This window comes from Mycobacterium sp. NPDC003449 (genome assembly GCF_053588415.1).
Genome location: NZ_JBSFPX010000166.1, coordinates 1 through 17,082 on the forward strand (window position 1 = coordinate 1; position 17,082 = coordinate 17,082).

Annotated in this window: 15 protein-coding genes; 6 read left to right on the top strand and 9 right to left on the bottom strand. The window is 67.5% G+C overall.

The window, feature by feature from the left end:
• The 8 genes from ACWDTP_RS29955 to ACWDTP_RS29990 form a co-directional block, all read right to left on the bottom strand.
• On the bottom strand, positions 1-1,036 hold a 1,036-nt coding region (locus ACWDTP_RS29955; protein WP_450026641.1), incomplete at its 3' end, for an enolase C-terminal domain-like protein.
• 27 nt (positions 1,037-1,063) lie between these two features.
• Positions 1,064-1,864, bottom strand: coding sequence for an IclR family transcriptional regulator (locus ACWDTP_RS29960; protein WP_450026643.1), 801 nt, complete (start codon positions 1,862-1,864; stop codon positions 1,064-1,066).
• Positions 1,865-2,587 carry a sulfite exporter TauE/SafE family protein gene (locus ACWDTP_RS29965; protein ID WP_450026645.1) on the bottom strand — a complete coding sequence of 241 codons (723 nt, stop codon included), beginning with the start codon at positions 2,585-2,587 and terminating at the stop codon, positions 1,865-1,867. It lies immediately after the preceding gene.
• Complete coding sequence (locus ACWDTP_RS29970) at positions 2,584-3,558, bottom strand: ABC transporter ATP-binding protein (protein WP_450026647.1); 975 nt, start codon at positions 3,556-3,558, stop codon at positions 2,584-2,586. The genes ACWDTP_RS29965 and ACWDTP_RS29970 overlap by 4 nt, the downstream gene beginning before the upstream one ends.
• Positions 3,551-4,549 carry an ABC transporter ATP-binding protein gene (locus ACWDTP_RS29975; RefSeq protein ID WP_450026649.1) on the bottom strand — a complete coding sequence of 333 codons (999 nt, stop codon included), beginning with the start codon at positions 4,547-4,549 and terminating at the stop codon, positions 3,551-3,553. Before ACWDTP_RS29975 ends, ACWDTP_RS29970 begins: the two co-directional genes overlap by 8 nt.
• On the bottom strand, positions 4,549-5,538 hold the full coding sequence (locus ACWDTP_RS29980; protein ID WP_450026651.1) for an ABC transporter permease: 990 nt from the start codon (positions 5,536-5,538) through the stop codon (positions 4,549-4,551). Before ACWDTP_RS29980 ends, ACWDTP_RS29975 begins: the two co-directional genes overlap by 1 nt.
• Before the next feature lie 12 nt (positions 5,539-5,550).
• Positions 5,551-6,480 (bottom strand): ABC transporter permease, encoded by a 930-nt coding sequence (locus ACWDTP_RS29985; RefSeq protein WP_450026653.1) that lies wholly within the window; start codon positions 6,478-6,480, stop codon positions 5,551-5,553.
• Positions 6,481-6,498: 18 nt separating this feature from the next.
• Positions 6,499-8,052 (bottom strand): ABC transporter substrate-binding protein, encoded by a 1,554-nt coding sequence (locus ACWDTP_RS29990; RefSeq protein ID WP_450026655.1) that lies wholly within the window; start codon positions 8,050-8,052, stop codon positions 6,499-6,501.
• A 317-nt stretch (positions 8,053-8,369) separates the two neighbouring features.
• Here ACWDTP_RS29990 and ACWDTP_RS29995 point away from each other — a divergent pair, with 317 nt between their 5' ends.
• The 6 genes from ACWDTP_RS29995 to ACWDTP_RS30020 all read left to right on the top strand — a co-directional run bounded on the left by ACWDTP_RS29995 (position 8,370) and on the right by ACWDTP_RS30020 (position 16,332).
• Positions 8,370-9,344, top strand: coding sequence for a 2-hydroxyacid dehydrogenase (locus ACWDTP_RS29995; protein WP_450026657.1), 975 nt, complete (start codon positions 8,370-8,372; stop codon positions 9,342-9,344).
• Between the two features lie 218 nt (positions 9,345-9,562).
• Positions 9,563-10,741: a M24 family metallopeptidase gene (locus ACWDTP_RS30000; protein WP_450026659.1), complete on the top strand. Its 1,179-nt coding sequence runs from the start codon at positions 9,563-9,565 to the stop codon at positions 10,739-10,741.
• 22 nt (positions 10,742-10,763) lie between these two features.
• Positions 10,764-11,954, top strand: a complete 1,191-nt coding sequence (locus tag ACWDTP_RS30005) for an aminotransferase-like domain-containing protein (protein WP_450026661.1) — start codon at positions 10,764-10,766, stop codon at positions 11,952-11,954.
• Between the two features lie 202 nt (positions 11,955-12,156).
• Positions 12,157-13,785 (top strand): glutamate synthase-related protein, encoded by a 1,629-nt coding sequence (locus ACWDTP_RS30010; protein ID WP_450026663.1) that lies wholly within the window; start codon positions 12,157-12,159, stop codon positions 13,783-13,785.
• Entirely contained in the window at positions 13,782-15,728 is a 1,947-nt protein-coding gene (locus ACWDTP_RS30015) for a thiamine pyrophosphate-dependent enzyme (protein WP_450026665.1), read from the top strand. The genes ACWDTP_RS30010 and ACWDTP_RS30015 overlap by 4 nt, the downstream gene beginning before the upstream one ends.
• Before the next feature lie 139 nt (positions 15,729-15,867).
• Positions 15,868-16,332 (top strand): MarR family winged helix-turn-helix transcriptional regulator, encoded by a 465-nt coding sequence (locus ACWDTP_RS30020; protein WP_450026669.1) that lies wholly within the window; start codon positions 15,868-15,870, stop codon positions 16,330-16,332.
• Between the two features lie 8 nt (positions 16,333-16,340).
• On the opposite strand, the gene ACWDTP_RS30025 is transcribed toward ACWDTP_RS30020, so the two are convergent.
• Positions 16,341-17,082: LysR substrate-binding domain-containing protein (locus ACWDTP_RS30025; RefSeq protein WP_450026667.1), on the bottom strand; the 742-nt coding region annotated here is incomplete at its 5' end.

Consider the following 17,082-nt stretch of genomic DNA (forward strand, 5'->3'; position numbering starts at 1 on the left):
CCGATGTGGAGGGGGAGCAGTTCGTCACCATCACGGGCGTGATCAACGGGCCGACGGTCAACGAGCCGCTCATGGTCCAGAAGTGCGGATCGGCCAGCGGGATGTCGACGGCCCCGGACCGGATGGCGTGGCCCAGCTCCCGCCAGTCGGTGGCGATCATATTGGTCGCGGTGGGCAGGCCGGTGGCCCGTTTGAACTCGGCCATCACCTCCCGGCCCGAGAACGTGCCCTCCGGCCCGACCGGGTCCTCGGCGTAGGCGAGCACATCGGTGAGCTCGCGGCAGGTCCGGATGGCATCGGCGAGCAGCCAGCCGCCGTTGGGGTCGAGGGTGATGCGGGCGTCCGGGAACCGTTCGGCGAGTGCGGTGACGGCCTTGGCCTCATCCGGTGCGGGCAGCACCCCGCCCTTGAGTTTGAAGTCGCGGAATCCGTACCGGGCCCTGGCCGCCTCGGCCAGCCGCACCACGGCCTCGGGGGACAGCGCCTCGTCGTGGCGGATCCGCATCCAGTCGTCGGCACCGGCCTCTTCGTCGGCGCCCGATCGGTAGGCGAGGTCGGTCTTGGCCCGGTCGCCGACGAAGAACAGGTAGCCCAGTGCCTGGACCCGTTCGCGCTGCTGTCCGTCGCCGAGCAGCGCGGCCACCGGCACCCCGAGGTGGCGGCCGAGCAGGTCCAGCAGCGCCGATTCGACCGCGGTGACGGCGTGCACCATGACCCGCAGATCGAAGGTCTGGGCACCGCGGCCACCGCTGTCGCGGTCGGCGAATTCACGTCGGATGGCCGCGAGGACTGCGTGGTACTCCCCGATCGACCTGCCCTCGACCAGCCGGCGGGCATCGTCGAGGGTGCGCCGGATGGCCTCCCCGCCGGGTACCTCACCGACCCCGGTGTTACCGTCGGAGTCTTTGAGGATCAGCAGGTTTCGGGTGAAGAACGGTCCGTGCGCCCCGCTCAGGTTCAGCAGCATGCTGTCGTGGCCGGCGATCGGGATGACGGTCATCTCGGTCACCACAGGCGTTCTGGATCGTGTGCTCATGTGTGTACTCCCATCCGACTGTCCGCGCTAGGCGAACCACTTGTCTCCGTTGGCCACCGGCCGCACCACGCGAGATACCTTGTCGCACATCATCTGCAGTGCATCGACAATCTCGCGTTCCCGCGCACGCGTGAGCCGCGTCAGCGGGACCGATGCGCTGATGGCGTCCTGCGCGGGCCGCCGGTAACGCAGCGTCACCGCGAAACACTTGATCCCCTGGGTGTTCTCCTCATCCTCGGTGGCATAGCCCCTGACCTGGATCTCGTCCAGCGCCGCGTCGAGTTCGGCCCGGTCGGTGACGGTCCGCGGGGTCAGCGGAGCCAGGGTGGCCGGGATGTGCACTTCACGTTCGGCCCCGAACCGGTCGGCGAGCAGCGCCTTGCCCAGCGCCGTCGTGTAGGCGGGCAGCCGCCTGCCTACTTTGTTCATGGTGCGGACATACTGCCGGGACTCCCTGGTCGCCAGGTACACCACATCCTGGCCGTCGAGGCGGCCGAGATGGAACGTCTCGTCGAGCTGGCCGCGCAGATCGTCGAGGAACGGGGTGATCAGCGGCAGGTAGGGATCGGCGTCCAGATAGCTGGTTCCGACCAGCAGCGCCCGCACTCCGATGCTGTACTGGGTGCCCGCCTCGTCGGTGCGGACCCAGCCCTGCGCGATCAGGGTCCGCAGCAGCGCATGTGCCGAGCTGCGCGGCATGTCAAGGGCCGCGCAGATTTCCCTGATCCGGCTGGGCTGGTCGGGCCGCGCCGCCAGGTACTCCAGCAGCTCGACGGTCCGGACCGCCGATTTGACCTTGCGCACCGAGACGCTGTCGTCGGTGGACATTCAGCCTCCCATCAGCTGTCGGACGATCAGCACCACGGCGCCCATGGCCGAGATCGTGATGGCGGTCCACCGCTGCCTGCCGCGGTCAAGATGCCGGTTGACCCAGCGCGATAGCGCATATCCGATCACACCGGCCGGAACCAGCATGGCGAACACGATCACGGTGTGGTGGTCGATGGACCCGGTGAGCGCCAGCAGGGCCAGCGACAGCACCGACCCGACCAGGAAGAAACCGCTCATGGTGCCGCGCAGCCGCGCCCCGGTGTTGTTCTGCCAGACCAGCGCCATCGGCGGCCCGCCGATCGAGGTGGCGGTGCCGAGCAGTCCCGAGGTGGCACCCGCCAGCATCAGGTTGCGCCGGTGCGGCACCGGGACCCAGCCGAGGCTGGTCAGCACCACCCCGCCCAGTACCACGGCGGCCAGGGCGTAGGCCAGCGCATGCGCCGGCATCACCACCAACAGCAGTGCCCCGGCGATGGTTCCGGGTACCCGGCCGAGCAGCGCCCACCCGGTACCCGACAGGTCGATCTCCTCGCGTTCGCGGACCACGACCATCAGCGTCACCATGGTGGCGAGCATGATGAGCGTGCCGGGGATGAGGCGGGGATCGACGATCGCGACGATGGGTGCGGCCAGCATGCCCATTCCGAAGCCGATCGAGGCCTGCATGCACGACGCCAGCACGATGGCGGCGGCGATGATCCCGTACCCGGCGATGCTCACGCTCCGACCGGCACGGCCGGCTCCAGCGGATGATGGCACTCGGCGATGTGCGCGCTGTCGTCGGTGGCGGGCGGTGCCTGCTCGGCGCAGATGTCGGTGGCCTGCCAGCACCGGGTCCGGAACCGGCAACCCGACGGCGGGTTCAGCGGGGAGGGCACCTCACCGCTGAGCAGGATCCGGTCCTCGCGCTGCGCGGCATCCAGTTTCGGTGCCGCCGACATCAGTGCGGCGGTGTAGGGATGGCGGGGGTGGGCGTAGACCTCTTCGGTGCCGCCGCTCTCGATCATCCGGCCCAGGTACATCACGGTGACCCGGTCGGCGACGTGGCGAACCACCGAAAGATCGTGGGAGATGAAGATGTAGGAGATCTGCAACTCCTGCTGTAACTCGTTGAGCAGGTTGAGCACCTGGGCCTGCACCGACAGGTCGAGGGCCGAAACCGGCTCGTCGCAGATGATCACGTCGGGGTTGAGCGCGAGCGCCCTGGCGATGCCGATCCGCTGTCGCTGCCCGCCGGAGAACTCCTGCGGGTACTTGTCGGCCGCCTTGGCGCCAAGGCCGACCATGTCCAGCAGCCCGCGCACCCGCATCTCGCGGTCCTTGCGGTCCGGGTGCAGCGTCTTGTGGGTGCGCCACGGCTCGGCGATGATGTCGCCGGCGGTCATCCGGGAGTTCAGCGATGCATAGGGATCCTGGAACACCATCTGCACCCGGCGGCGGAAGGCCAGCAGTTCCTTGCCGCGCAGGCCGAACGGATCGGTGCCGTCGAACCGTACGGTGCCCGAGTCGGGCCGCTCGAGCATCATCAACGTCCTGGCCAGGGTGGACTTTCCGCATCCGGATTCGCCCACCAGGCCAAGCGTCTCGCCGCGGCGCAGGTCCAGGTCGATCCCGTCGAGGGCGGCCAGCCGGTTCTTGCCCACCCGGAACGACTTGCGCAGATCGCGGACCGTCAGCAGCTGATCAGACATTCTTCGTCCCCTCCGGGAAATGGCATGCGCTCAGCCGGCCCTCACCCTCCAGCACCGGTCTGGTCGTGGTGCAGACGTCCTGGGCCAGCGGGCACCGGTCCTGGTAGACGCAGCCGGCCGGGATCGAGTGCAGATCGGGCGGCGACCCACCGATCGACTTCAGCGTCTCACCGCGTACCGCGCCGACCGGAACGGAGTTCAGCAGCCCCTTTGTGTACGGATGCCGAGGGTTGGCGAAAACCTCGGCTACCGGCCCGGTTTCGACGACCTGACCGGCGTACATCACCGCGACCCGGTCGGCTTCCTCGGCCACCAGCGCGAGATCGTGGGTGATCAGCACGACGGCCATGTCGTACTCGGTGCGCAGATCCCGCAGCAGTGCCATGATCTGGGCCTGCACCGTGACGTCGAGCGCGGTGGTCGGTTCGTCGGCGATCAGCACGCTGGGGTTCAGCGCGACCGCCATCGCGATCAGCAGCCGCTGGCGCATCCCGCCGGAGAACTGGTGCGGATAGGAGTTCAGCCGCGATTCCGGCTGCGGGATCCCGACCCTGGCCATCAACTCGACGGCCTTGCCCTTGGCTTCCTTGGCCGAGAGCCCCCGGTGGATCCGGAACGGCTCGGCCAGTTGGGTTCCCACGGTGTAGAGCGGGTTGAGGGCGGTGAGCGCGTCCTGGAACACGATCGCGAGTTCGGTGCCTGCGATCGCGCGCCGTTTCTTGCGGTCGACGCCGAACAGGTCGACGGCAGTGTCCTTGCCCGCCAGCCGCGCCGTACCCGAGGTCACATCGGCCACCGGGTCGAGCAGGCCGACCAGCGCGGTGGCGGTCATCGACTTGCCGCAGCCGGATTCGCCGAGCAGCGCCAGGGTTTCGCCGCGGTGCGCCGAGAACGAGACACCGTCGACCGCGCGTACGGTGCCGGTGATGGTGCGGATGTCCACACACAGACCGTCGACCTGCAGGGCGGGATCAGCGATGGTGGTGGTCATCAGAGCGCCTTTCCGGTCTTGGTGAAGCGGGCCAGGCGTTTCTGCGGAACGGTGAGCCGCCAGCGCTGGCCCGGATCGGTCGCGATCCGCGCCCAGGCCGCCAGGATCGTGGCCGACACCGTGGTGATGACGATCGCCAGACCCGGGAAGAACGACAACCACCATGCGGTGTGCAGGTAGGTGCGGCCCTGCGACACCATCAGGCCCCAGCTGATGTCGGGTGGCTGGATGCCGATCCCCAGGAAGCTCAGCGAGGATTCCGCCAGCATGACGTAGCAGAAGTCCAGGGTCGCGACGGTGAGCAGCGTAGGCAGCACGATCGGCACGACGTGCCTGGTGATGATCGAGGTGGCCCCGGCGCCGAAGGTACGGGCCGCATCGACGAACACCCGGCTGGCCAGCTCGGCGGATTCGGCCCGCGCGGTCCGGAGGTAGACCGGGATCCGGGTGATCGCCAGCACCAGAATGATATTGGCCGCGCTGGGCGAGAACACGTAGAGGACCACCACCGCCAGCAGCAGCGACGGGAAGCTCATGATGACGTCGGCGACCCGCATCGCGACGGTCTCCCGCCAGCCCCGGTGGTAGCCGGCCCACATGCCGATCAGTGAGCCGACCACGGCCGAGATCACCACGGCGGGAACGGCGACCGAGAGCGTGGTGCGGCTCGCCACCACGAGCCTGGCCAGCATGCTGCGGCCCAGCGGGTCGGTGCCCAGCACGTTCGCCCATCCGTGAGCCAGCGTGAACGGCGCCTGATTGGAGTTATCCAGGTCGATGTCGGTGGCCAGGTCGCCCAGCAGCATCGGACCGAAGATGGCGACGAGAAACACCGTGACCAGCACGCCGGCCGCGACGGCCGCGACGCGGTCGTTTCCCAGCATCCGCAGCCAGACGGTGCGGTCGCGGCGGCGCGCGGTCGCGGTCTCGGCCTCCCCAACGATCGCCGTCGTCGGCTTCGCCGGTACCAGGTCTATCTGTGTGCTCATAGCGGCGAACTCCTAAACCTTGGCCGGTTCCCGGACCCGGGCGTCGAGTAGTGCGTAACCGGCGTCGATGACGACGTTGAGGACGAAAATGCTGACTGCGGTGAGCAGTACGGCGGCCTGCAGCACCGCGAAGTCGCGCTGCAGGATCGCGTCGATCATCAGCTTTCCGATACCGGGCCAGCCGAAGATGGCCTCCACCACGACCGCACCGTTGATCAGGCCGACGGCCAGGTCGCCGGCCACGGTCAGGGCGGGCGCCGCCGCGTTGCGCAGCGCATGGTGGCTGACCACCCGCAGGTCACCGGCCCCCTTGCTGCGGGCCAACCGGATGTAGGGCGCCGACAGCGCCGAGACCATGGCTCCCCGGACCACCTGGGTCAGCACCCCCAGTGGCCGGATCATCAGGGTCGCGATCGGCAGGATCCAGGACAGCACACCGCTGTCCACACCCGAGGTGGGAAGCCAGCCCAACAGCACCGCGAACAGCCATACCCCGGTGATGGCGAACCAGAAGTCGGGAATCGATGCGGCCGTCATCGACAGCAGGCTGGAGAACCGGTCGGCCAGCGAGTTGGGCCGGTACGCCGCCCAGCAGCCGATGATCACCGCCCCGATGATCGCCAGAAGCATTGTAGTGACGGCCAATTGCAGGGTCGCCGGGAAGGCGCGCAACGCCATCTCGGCGGCGGGCTCCCCGGTGCGCAGCGAGGTGCCGAAGTCGAGGTGGATGACACCCTTGAAGTAGTCCAGCAGCTGGGTGAGCATCGGCTGGTCGAATCCGTTGGCCGCCCGGAAGGCGTCCCGCTGTTCGGGGGTGGCGGACTCGGGCAGGTAGAGGTTGGTGGGGTCACCGGTGAGCCGGGCCAGCAGGAAGACCCCGAGCAGGACGATGATCAACGGCAGCGCGCTGGTGTACATCCGCCGCCGGAGGAATGGAAACATCGCTAAGGCCTTCCGGTATCACTGCTTGTCGGTGCGGTCGGTGTCGGCGAATGTCATCTGCGACAGCCGCATCTCGTCGCCGGTGGCCGAGTCGGGCTGGTAGTCGACCCGCGGCGACTTCGCCAGCACACCGGTCATGTGGGCGATATAGGCGAACTGGCCGATCTCCTCGGGCTCATCGGCGAAGATCTTGGCGTAGGCGGCCTGCCTGGCCTGCCCGGTGAGCTCGCCGGCCGCACCGATCTTCTTGTCGAATTCCGGTGTGCCGAACGCGCTCTGGGCGCCGTCGCTGCGCATGTACTGATCCACGCTGAACGCAGCGTCACCGGCCTGGTTGCCGTGCATGATGAGCGCGATGAACGGGCCCGCGTCCGAGGGGAACGGCTGCAACTGGTACTGCAACTGCGCCGCGGTGTCCATCATCTCGATCTTGACGTTGAGGCCGGCCTTGGCCAGTTCGTTCTGGATCACCTCGACCGTCTCGGTGACACCGGGAAACTGACTGTTGCGGCCGATCAACCGGATCTGGCGGTCCACCGGTACACCGTCGGCCCTGGCCTCGTCGACCAGCCGCTTGGCCTCGGCGGGGTCGTGGGGCCACAGCGGAAGGTCCTTGTTGTAGCCGACGACGCCGTCGGGGATCAGCTGGGATGCCGGCTCCCCCAGCCCGCGGTAGATCGCCTTGACGATGCCGGTGCGGTTCACCGAGTAGTTGATCGCGTGGCGGATCCGGATGTCGTTGAGCGGGGCTTCGGTACCGGTGATGCGCAGCGCCGTGGTCTCGTTGTTCGGGAAGGGCACGCCGAGGTCTCCGGCGCCGTCCTCCGGACCCACCGACGTCCCGATGTCGGCCTCGTCGTTGACCACCATGGCGGCCCGCACGCTGCCCTCACTGCGCCACTGGTATTCGGCGCGGGCGAAATCCGGCTTCTTGCCCCAGTACGTGTCGTTGCGGTGCAGCAGGAGCTTCTGGCCGTACTCCCAGCGTTCGATGGCATAGGGGCCGGTGCCGATCGGCTCGCGCACCTTCGCGGTCGTGCTGGTGGTCTTCGGCACGATCTCGACGAAGGAAATGCGCAGCGGCAGAATGGGATCGGGCTTCGGGGTGCCGACGACCACGGTATTGGCGTCGGGTGCGGAGACGTCGAGCTTGTCGTCGCCGAATACATAACCGTCGACGTTGCACTGCAGATCGGAGTTGACCGCCCGGTCGATGGAGAATGCCGCGTCGGCCGCGGTGAACGGGGCACCGTCGGAGAAGGTGACGCCGCTGCGGATGTCGAAGGTCCACCGGTTGGGCGCGCTCTGGTGCCAGCCGGTCGCCAGCAGCGGCAGCAGATCACCGGACTGCGGGTCGCGTTCGATGAGCGGTTCGGTGATGTTGGACCGGACCACCACACCCGTCGACGTGAGCGAGCTTTCGCAGGGTTCGAGCGTGGGCGGCTCCTGCGGCAGCACGATGCGCAGGGTCTGGGCGTCGTATCCGCCGTGCCCGGTGTTGGCAACCGTGCAGCCCGCGGTGACCGTGCAGACAGCCAGCCCGACAGCCGCAGCGATCAGGGCTCGTCTCATGGATCCTCCAGATGGTGACGTCCACGTATGTGGATGCAGGTTGTGACCGCAGACACACGCTATGAACGGTGTGTACCGACCGTCAACCCGGTGAAATCAGCCGAATAACGGCGTCCGGGCCGTTCGGGGCGCACCGTCAGACTGCCCAAATTTGGGCATTGACCTGCAGGTTCGATCCCACGCCCGATCCGTCGATGCAGTGAAAGCGCTGGCGTGGAGCAAATTATGCAGGTTACGTATTAAGCCATGCTATTTCCGTGTTGGACGGGTATTTGCCCGCAGGCTTACCGTGGCGTCATCCCGACCGAGGAGTATGCGTGCCCGTTACCGATTCGCCCCGCCGCGTCCTGCAGGTGGGACCGCTGCAACCATCACTGACCGAGGCGCTGCGGACCGGCTACCGGGCCTACCTGCTACCCGACGGCCCCGAGCGCGCGACATTCCTCGCCGAGCACGGCCCCGAAATCACCGCGGTGGTGACCTCGGGGCGCACCGGGGCCGATGCGAAACTCATGGCGGCGCTACCCAATCTGGGCGCGGTGGTGCACTTCGGCGTCGGATACGACACCACCGACATCGATGCCGCCGCCGCGGGCGGAGTGCTGGTCAGCAACACCCCCGACGTGCTGAGCGATTGTGTCGCCGACACGGCTGTCGGACTGCTGATCGATGTGATGCGCCGGTTCACGGCCGCTGACCGCTACCTGCGGGCCGGCCGCTGGCCCGTCGACGGCGTCTACCCCCTGGCCCGCAAGGTGTCGGGTAGCCGCGTCGGCATCATCGGGCTGGGCCGGATCGGCACCGCGATCGCGACCAGGCTGAGCGCGTTCGGCTGCCCGGTCAGCTACCACAACCGTCGCGAGATCACGGGCAGCCCATACCAATACGTCGCATCCCCAATCGAGCTCGCGCGCCAGGTGGACGCCATCGTGGTGGCCGCGGCAGGCGGCGACGGCACCCGCAGGCTGGTCGACCGGCAGGTGCTCGACGCCCTTGGCCCCGACGGCTACCTGATCAACATCGCCAGGGGCAGTGTGGTCGACGAACAGGCCCTGGTCGACGCCCTGGTCGACGGCCGCCTCGCGGGCGCCGGGTTGGACGTCTTCACCGATGAGCCGCACGTCCCCGAGCCGCTCATCGGCCTGGACAACGTGGTGCTGCTGCCCCACGTCGCCAGCGGCACGGTGGAAACCCGGGCCGCCATGGAGGCCCTGACGCTGGCCAACCTGGACCGGTTCCTGGAATCGGGTGAATTGGTCACCCCGGTGCCGATGCCCGCTGCGACCCGCTGATCAAGCTCGCACCAGTCGGTAGAAGTAACGAATAACCGTCAGCATCTACCGCTTTTTCTGATGAGTTGGCGCAACTACTGTGACCTCAGCCAGTCAGTCGCGATCACGTCCGGTCTGATCCGAACGTACTGAACAACTTCGTCTTTCAGCACAACCCGCCACGTCCCTCAGCGGCGAGGCGGGCCGTCGCTGCCTTCTCGAGAACAGAGTCGATCATCGTGCCATTTGACAGCAGCGAATACCCAGCGCGCAGACAACGAGCCGCACGACGGGCCCGCGAGGCGGGTTTTGCCGCGCTTCTCGTCACCGACCCGTCGAATCTGTATTACCTGACCGGCTATAACGCGTGGTCGTTCTATATGCCTCAGTTCCTCCTTCTTGCGGCGGACGATGCGGATGTCCTGTTCGTGGCCCGGGAGATGGACGCCCGGGGAGCGCATCGCACGGCCAGTCTGACCGCCGACGAGGTTCTTGGTTATCCGGAGTCGACGGTTCATCGCCACGATCTGCACCCCTTTGAATGGGCCGCCAAGGAACTGCAGAACTGTGGTTGGGTCCAGCGTTTTTCCGGAGGTCGTGTCGCCATCGAGGGCGACGGACACTACTTTTCCGTCCGGTCGTATATGGCTTTGCGGGACGGCCTGCCCGAGTGGGACTTCACCGACGGTCACGGCCTGGTCAACTGGCTACGTCTGGTCAAGTCGGATGCCGAGATCCAACTCATGCGGAATGCGGGTCGCGTGGTCAGCAACGCGATGGCCGTCGCCGTGGAAGCCATCGCCGCGGGGGTTCCCCAGCACCAGGTCGCCGCGGCGATCTCGCATGCGCAGGTCGCCGGGGTCGAGGGGATCAGCGGCGATTACCCGGCGATCGTCCCGATGCTTCCGACCGGCGAAGCCGCCGATACGCCCCATCTGACCTGGACCGCGCAGAAGTTCGGCGACAGCGAGACCGTCGCGATCGAGATCGCCGGTGCCCACAGCCGCTATCACACCCCGTTCGCACGTACGGTCGCACTCGGCGTCGTCCCACCCGGACTGGACCGGCTCGCCGGGGTGACCGTCGAAGGACTGAGCCTCGCCATCGATGCGGTCCGTCCCGGCCGCACCGCGGGGGACATCGCGGACGTCTATTGGCGCTTTCTCGAAAAACACGATCTGGCGAAGAATTCGCGGCTGGGCTATTCCATCGGAATCGGGTATCCGCCGGACTGGGGTGAGGGCACGGTCAGCATTCGTCGCGAGGATACGACCGTCCTGACGCCGAACATGACCTTTCACTTCATCGCCGGAATGTGGCTGGCGGGCCACAGCTGCGAATTCAGCGAATCGCTGCGGGTGACGGAGCGTGGCGCGGAAGTTTTCACCCAGGCGCCGAGGGAATTGATCCGCCGATGAATCCGATCCATGGAGGACACCTATGAGTGACGGTCAGTTCCCTCTCGCGCGAAGGGCTTCGGATCTGATCGGGTCCGTCATCGACTCGTCGACGTCGGTACTCGCCCGCCAGACCCACGACATCGTGCGCTTCGCGATGGGCGCCCCGAGCGACGACCTCATCCCGGTGGATCTCCTCGACGAGTACTCCGCCCGCGCGTTGTCGGGCAAGTACGGCTACGGGCGCAGCGAGGGCGAGCCCGCACTGGTCGAGCAGATCGTGAAACTGCAGGCCGAACACGGCATTACCACCGCCGAGGAACGGATCACCGTGACCACGGGCGGCATGCAGGGCCTCGATCTGGCCTTCAAACTCTTCGTCGACCCCGGTGATCTCGTCATCGTCGAAGGCCCGACGTATACCAACGGCAACGCAACCGCATTGTCTTACGGCGCCGACCTATTGGAGGCGCCGCTGGATGAGGATGGGCTGGTCGTGGAAGCCCTGCCCGATCTGGTCGCGAAGGCAGGCCGCACCCCCAAGGTGATCTACACGATCCCGAACTTCCAAAATCCTTCCGGTGTCACCCAATCGGCGCGACGACGCGAACAGTTGCTCGAACTCGCCGACCGGTGGGGATCGATGATCATCGATGACGACCCGTACGGCCTGTTGCGGTTCGACGCGGCCGCCGTCCCCGGGTTCAGCCAGATCGATCCCGGCAACCCCCGAGTCTTCTCGGTGCGCACGTTCTCCAAGATCCTCGCGCCGGGGCTGCGGATCGGTTGGGTCGACAGCGACCCGCGCCTGCAGCAGCTGCTCATCAACGCCAAACAGGCCATCGACACCTGCACCAGCGTTCCCGCGCAGCAGACCGTCAGCAACTTCCTGGCCGACGGTCACCTGCAGCCGCACCTCGACCGCGTCCTCGGCCTGTACCGCGAGCGCAAGGACGCCATGCGCACTGCCCTGAACCACGCCTTCGGCGACGCGGCGCGTACGACCAATCCCGATGGCGGTTTCTTCCTGTGGGTCACCTTCGCCGATCGGCACATCGACACTCAGGCGTTGTTCGAAACCGCGCTGGCCGAGGGCGTTGCCTACATTCCCGGGGCCGCCTTCTCGGTGAACAACAACTTTCGCAACTCGCTGCGGCTGTGCTTCGCCACCTCGACACCCGACCGGATCGACGAGGGCGTCGCCCGCCTCAAGCGCGCCATCTCCTCCAGATAGTTGCTGACACAACTATTGAGCCAACCCTTCGGTTGCCACCGAACCCCCATGAATCGGCTCTGATCACTGCTCTAGCTCCTACCTGCGGTCTGCCTCGGCTCTCGAACATTCGACAACTAGTATCGATTGCAACTAGTATCGGCCGGGATTCAGCAGACACCCGCAGCGCGCGAATGCGACCAGCGAAGGAGCATCCACGACCATGGCCGCCGAGTCGACAACCGCACTGCGAGTGGCAGCACTGTCAGACCTGCCCGACCACGCACCGTTCGCCGCGAGAGCCGCCGGCCGCGACCTCGTGCTGATCCGTCGCGGAGACGATGTCTCGGCGCTGGACGGTCGCTGCGCCCATCGTGGGGCCCTGATGTCCGACGGGCACGTCGACGGCGAACTTCTCACCTGCGGCCTGCACGGCTGGCGCTATGACATCGAAACCGGTGTGGCGCCGGTCAATCCGTCGGTGGCGCTGACCCGGTTCCCGGCCTGGGTGTCCGACGGCGCGGTGTACGTCGAAGCGTCCGCGGTAGCCGCATTGGCGCGGGCCAACCCGCAGCGCTATGACGACGACGGCTACCAGGGCCGCTGGATCAAACCCGCGGACACTCCCGAGGAGCCCGCCGTCACCCAGATCCATGAACTCGCCGCGCACGGACTGAGCAGAGTCGGCAGACACGGGGCCGCGGCGGCGATGGGTGTCCCGCGCACCGAGCTGCCGTCCTGGGATTCCATCCAGCTGGTCACCGCGCAACTCGCCCGGCTTCCGCACCTCGACGACGAGCCGGTGAGCACCGAGACGGTGATCGGCCCTGGTGCCAGGCGGCCGCTGGTTCTCGACATCCCGCTGTTCGTCAGCGATATGAGCTTCGGCGCCTTGTCGGAGGAGGCCAAGACCGCACTCGCGGCCGGGGCGCAGCTCGCCGGCACCGGGATCTGCTCGGGTGAGGGCGGCATGTTGCCCGAAGAACAGCAGCAGAATTCGCGCTACCTCTACGAGCTGGCGTCCGGCAGGTTCGGCTGGAGTTTCGAACACCTCGACAAGGTCCAGGCTTTCCATTTCAAAGGCGGGCAGGGCGCCAAGACCGGGACGGGCGGGCACCTGCCGGGAAGCAAGGTGGTGGGAAAGATCGCCGAGGTGCGCGGGTTGGCGCCGGGCACCGCGGCCATCTCACCGGCCCGGTTCCCGGACTGGACATCGCTGGAGCCCTTCAAAGATTTCGCGGCGCAGGTGCGCGAAGTCTCCGGCGGAATCCCGGTCGGATACAAGATGAGTGCGCAGCATATCGAACGTGACATCGACGCCGCGCTCGAGATCGGGGTGGACTACCTCATTCTCGACGGGCGCGGCGGCGGGACCGGTTCGGCGCCAACGATTTTCCGCGACAACATCTCGGTACCGACCATCCCGGCGCTGGCCCGGGCGCGGCGGCACCTTGACCGGTCGCAGGCGGCCACCGTCACGCTCGCCATCACGGGCGGGATCCGTACCCCGGCCGATATGGTGAAGGCCCTGTGCCTCGGGGCTGACGCGATCGCGCTGTCCAACGCCGCGCTCCAGGCCATCGGATGTGTGGGGATGCGCGCCTGCCACACCAATACCTGCCCCGCCGGCATCGCCACCCAGGACCCTCGCCTGCGGGCCCGGCTGCCCGTCCAGCCCGCCGCCGAGCGCCTGGACCGCTATCTGCGCTCGGCGGTCCATCTCATGACGGTGCTCGCCAGGGCCTGCGGGCACCGGCGGCTCGCCGACTTCACCCTCGATGACCTCGTGACATTCGACCGCGACTTCGCCTACCTCAGCGGGGTCCCCTATGCAGGAGTGACAGCACTGTGACCGCTGAGCGGGAACTGCACTGGCACAAGGCCGCCGGCGTCGACCAACTCGACGAGGGCCAGGTCGCCGCCTGCCCGGCCGGGCTGAAAACGGTCGCTCTGACCAAGCTCCGCGGCCGGTACGGCGCCATCGACAACCGCTGCCCGCACCAGGGCGGACCGCTCGGTCAGGGGACCCTGGAGAACGACAAGATCCGTTGCCCATGGCACGGGTTCGACTTCGACCCGTTCAGCGGACACGCCGCCGGTGGGCCGGATTTCGACGTCGCGACCTATCCGGTCGACGTGCGCGAGGACGGCATCTACGTCGGGATCCCACCTGCCGCCCCGGCACACCGCACCGTCAGCGACGTCCTGGTCGAGACGATGACCAACTGGGGGGTGGACACGGTCTTCGGCATGGTCGGTCATTCCAACCTGGGCTTCGCCGAAGCCCTGCACCGTGCCGAGACCGCCGGAAAAATAAGGTATTTCGGGATCCGGCACGAGGGCGCCGCGGCATTCGCGGCGGCCGCCTACGGCAAGCTCACCGGCCGTCCCGCCGCCTGCTTCGGCATCGCCGGCCCGGGCTCGACCAACCTGCTGACCGGACTCTACGACGCCAAGTCCGACCGCGCCCCGGTGTTGGCGATATCGGGAAACGTGGATTCGGCGGTGGCCGGGAAAGGCGCCTTCCAAGACGTCGACCTGCTCGCGGCCTTCGCCGACGTCACCGTGTACTCGGCGATGGTGCGAGCCACCTCAGACCATGCCGAGTTGATGACCTTGGCGCTCAAACACGCGATCCTGCAACGCGGCGTCGGCCACCTCGTCCTGCCCGACGAGGTCCAGGTGCTCGATGCGCAGGCCCAGAAAGCCTCCGGGCCGCAGGGCCGGATCCCCGACCTTCGGGTGGCGCCACCCGCCGCACCATTGGAGCAGGCGCTCGAACGGATCACGGCCGCAACCAGACCGGTGGTGATCGTCGGGGCCGGCGCGAGATTCGACATGCCGGCCATCGTCGAACTCGCCGAACACCTCCGCGCCCCGGTGTTGACCACCTTCAAGGCCAAAGGCCAGATCGCCGATGATCACCCGCTGGCCTGCGGCACCCTGGGACGGTCCGGCACCCCGGTGGCCTCGTGGATGATGAACAAGGCGGATCTGCTGCTCGTGTTCGGCGCGTCGTTCTCCAATCACACCGGCATATCTCCCTACAAGCCGACCGTCCAGGTCGATACCGACCCGCTGGCACTCGGTCGGTTCAGCCCGGTGACGGTCCCGCTGCTCGGTGACGTCGGCGTGACGAGTTCGGCGCTGCTGCAACGCCTGCGCGGCCACGCCGCGCCGACCGACCAGCGCGCCGAGGTGGCGCAACGCTGGTCGGTGTGGCGCGCCGAGAAGGCCCGCCGGGCGGCGAAACGGCCCGACCGAGGCGTCGCGCCCGCGACGATATTCCACGAACTCAGCCGCCAGGTTCCGGCGACCGCCGTGCTCACGGTCGACGTGGGCAACCACGCCTACTCGTTCGGCCGCTACTTCGAAACCCGGGAACAGTCGGTGCTGATGTCGGGGTACCTCGGCTCGATCGGTTTCGGACTTCCCGCCGCGATGGGCGCCTGGGCGGCCGCCCCGGACCGGCCGATCGTCGCGGTCACCGGCGACGGGGGATTCGGGCAGTATCTCGCCGAGCTGACCACAGCCGTCAAATACGGCATGAAGATCACCCACATCCTGCTCAACAACGGCGAACTCGGCAAGATCAGCCAGGAGCAGCGCGGCTCCGAATACGAGGTCTGGCAGACCTCGCTGCACAATCCCGACTTCGCCGCCTACGCCCGAAATTGCGGCGCCTACGGCAGACGGGTGACCGATCCGGACGAGCTCGCCTCGGCGATCGCCGAGGCGCTGGCCCACGACGGGCCCGCCCTGGTCGAGATCATCACCGATCCGGATTCACCGTAGCGCTTCTAGTTGCCGGCTCAACTATAAATGGCGGTTTGACCGGTCGACTTTCGTTCCAGTAGAACGCGTACGCGGTCCACAGGTGCCGATGAATGCTATCGTCGGCAACCATGTTCTGGCGCGATCCGGCTGGGCCGTAATGGAGGAAACCCGGTGGTTGAGCCCATCCGAGCAGCGGATGTGGCGCGGATTCCTCGACAGCACACGCCTGTTGCTGCAGGCGCTGGACCGCAGGCTGGAAGCCGACGGGGGGATCTCGTTCTCGGATTTCGAAGTGTTGGTGTTGTTGTCGGAGGCGCCGCAGCAGCGGTTGCGGATGAGCCAGATCGCCGAATCCACACTCACCACCCGGAGCGGGGTGACCCGGGCGGTGAGCCGCCTCGCCGACTCCGGTTGGCTGCGTCGCGTCGACTGCGAGGAGGACAAGCGCGGCCTGTACGCCGAGCTCACCGAATCCGGGATGGCGAAGCTGGCGGCGGTGGCGCCGAGGCATGTCTCGGCGGTGCGGCGCAATCTGTTCGACCTGCTCAGCCCCCGCGATGTGGAACTGTTCGGACACGCCTACACACAGATCCGGGACCACCTGCTGGAAAGTCCCGACTAGCGTCACCCCTAACCGACGACGTCCTCCACCAGGTCGTCGGTCGTCCACTCGCGCGGCGGAAGCACATCACGCAGCAGCCTCAGCAGCGCCGGGTTGGTGCTGTCGCCGCGCCAGACCGCGTCGAGTTCGACCGGGCGCTCCCGGAACGCCCCGATGGACCGGAACACCACCCCCTCCGGATGCAGGGTGGCCGCCGACGCCGGGACCAGGGCGATGCCGATGCCGGACCGCACCAGGACCAGCATGGTGTGCACCTGGGTGACGTACTGGACGTAGCGCGGGGTGGCCCCGGCGATGGTGAACGCACTGATCAGCAACTCGTTGAAATACCGGGCCTGCACCGGCGAGTACATGATCATGTCCTGGCCGTCGAGGTCGTTGAGGGTGAGCTGGCGGCTCACGTCGACCAGCGGATGGGTCGCCGGCAGCGCGGCCACGAGCTGCTCGTGCAGCAGGGGCCGCGAGACCAGCCCGGGCCGCTTCAACGGCGGCCGCGCCATCCCGAGGTCGAGTTCCCCCGACATCAGGCCCTCCAGCTGGACCGCCGTCACCATCTCGCGCAGGTCGAGCTTCACATCGGGCAGCTGCTCGCGGGCCGCCTCGAACAACGGGGGCAGGATCGCATGCGCGGAGGCCGCGGTGAACCCGATCACGACCGTACCGAGATCACCTGCGGGGACCCGCTTTACGTTGAGCGCCGCACCCTCGGCCAGTTGCAGGATGCGGCGGGCATCGGGCAGGAAGGCCACC

What these genes read in the sequence shown, in the direction of transcription:
- ACWDTP_RS29960 (WP_450026643.1), bottom strand. Translation starts at nt 1,864, where the DNA reads ATGTCCACCGACGACAGCGTCTCGGTGCGCAAGGTCAAATCGGCGGTC.
- ACWDTP_RS29970 (WP_450026647.1), bottom strand. Translation starts at nt 3,558, where the DNA reads ATGTCTGATCAGCTGCTGACGGTCCGCGATCTGCGCAAGTCGTTCCGG.
- ACWDTP_RS29975 (WP_450026649.1), bottom strand. Translation starts at nt 4,549, where the DNA reads ATGACCACCACCATCGCTGATCCCGCCCTGCAGGTCGACGGTCTGTGT.
- ACWDTP_RS29980 (WP_450026651.1), bottom strand. Translation starts at nt 5,538, where the DNA reads ATGAGCACACAGATAGACCTGGTACCGGCGAAGCCGACGACGGCGATC.
- ACWDTP_RS29985 (WP_450026653.1), bottom strand. Translation starts at nt 6,480, where the DNA reads ATGTTTCCATTCCTCCGGCGGCGGATGTACACCAGCGCGCTGCCGTTG.
- ACWDTP_RS29990 (WP_450026655.1), bottom strand. Translation starts at nt 8,052, where the DNA reads ATGAGACGAGCCCTGATCGCTGCGGCTGTCGGGCTGGCTGTCTGCACG.
- ACWDTP_RS30005 (WP_450026661.1), top strand. Translation starts at nt 10,764, where the DNA reads ATGAGTGACGGTCAGTTCCCTCTCGCGCGAAGGGCTTCGGATCTGATC.
- ACWDTP_RS30010 (WP_450026663.1), top strand. Translation starts at nt 12,157, where the DNA reads ATGGCCGCCGAGTCGACAACCGCACTGCGAGTGGCAGCACTGTCAGAC.
- ACWDTP_RS30020 (WP_450026669.1), top strand. Translation starts at nt 15,868, where the DNA reads ATGGAGGAAACCCGGTGGTTGAGCCCATCCGAGCAGCGGATGTGGCGC.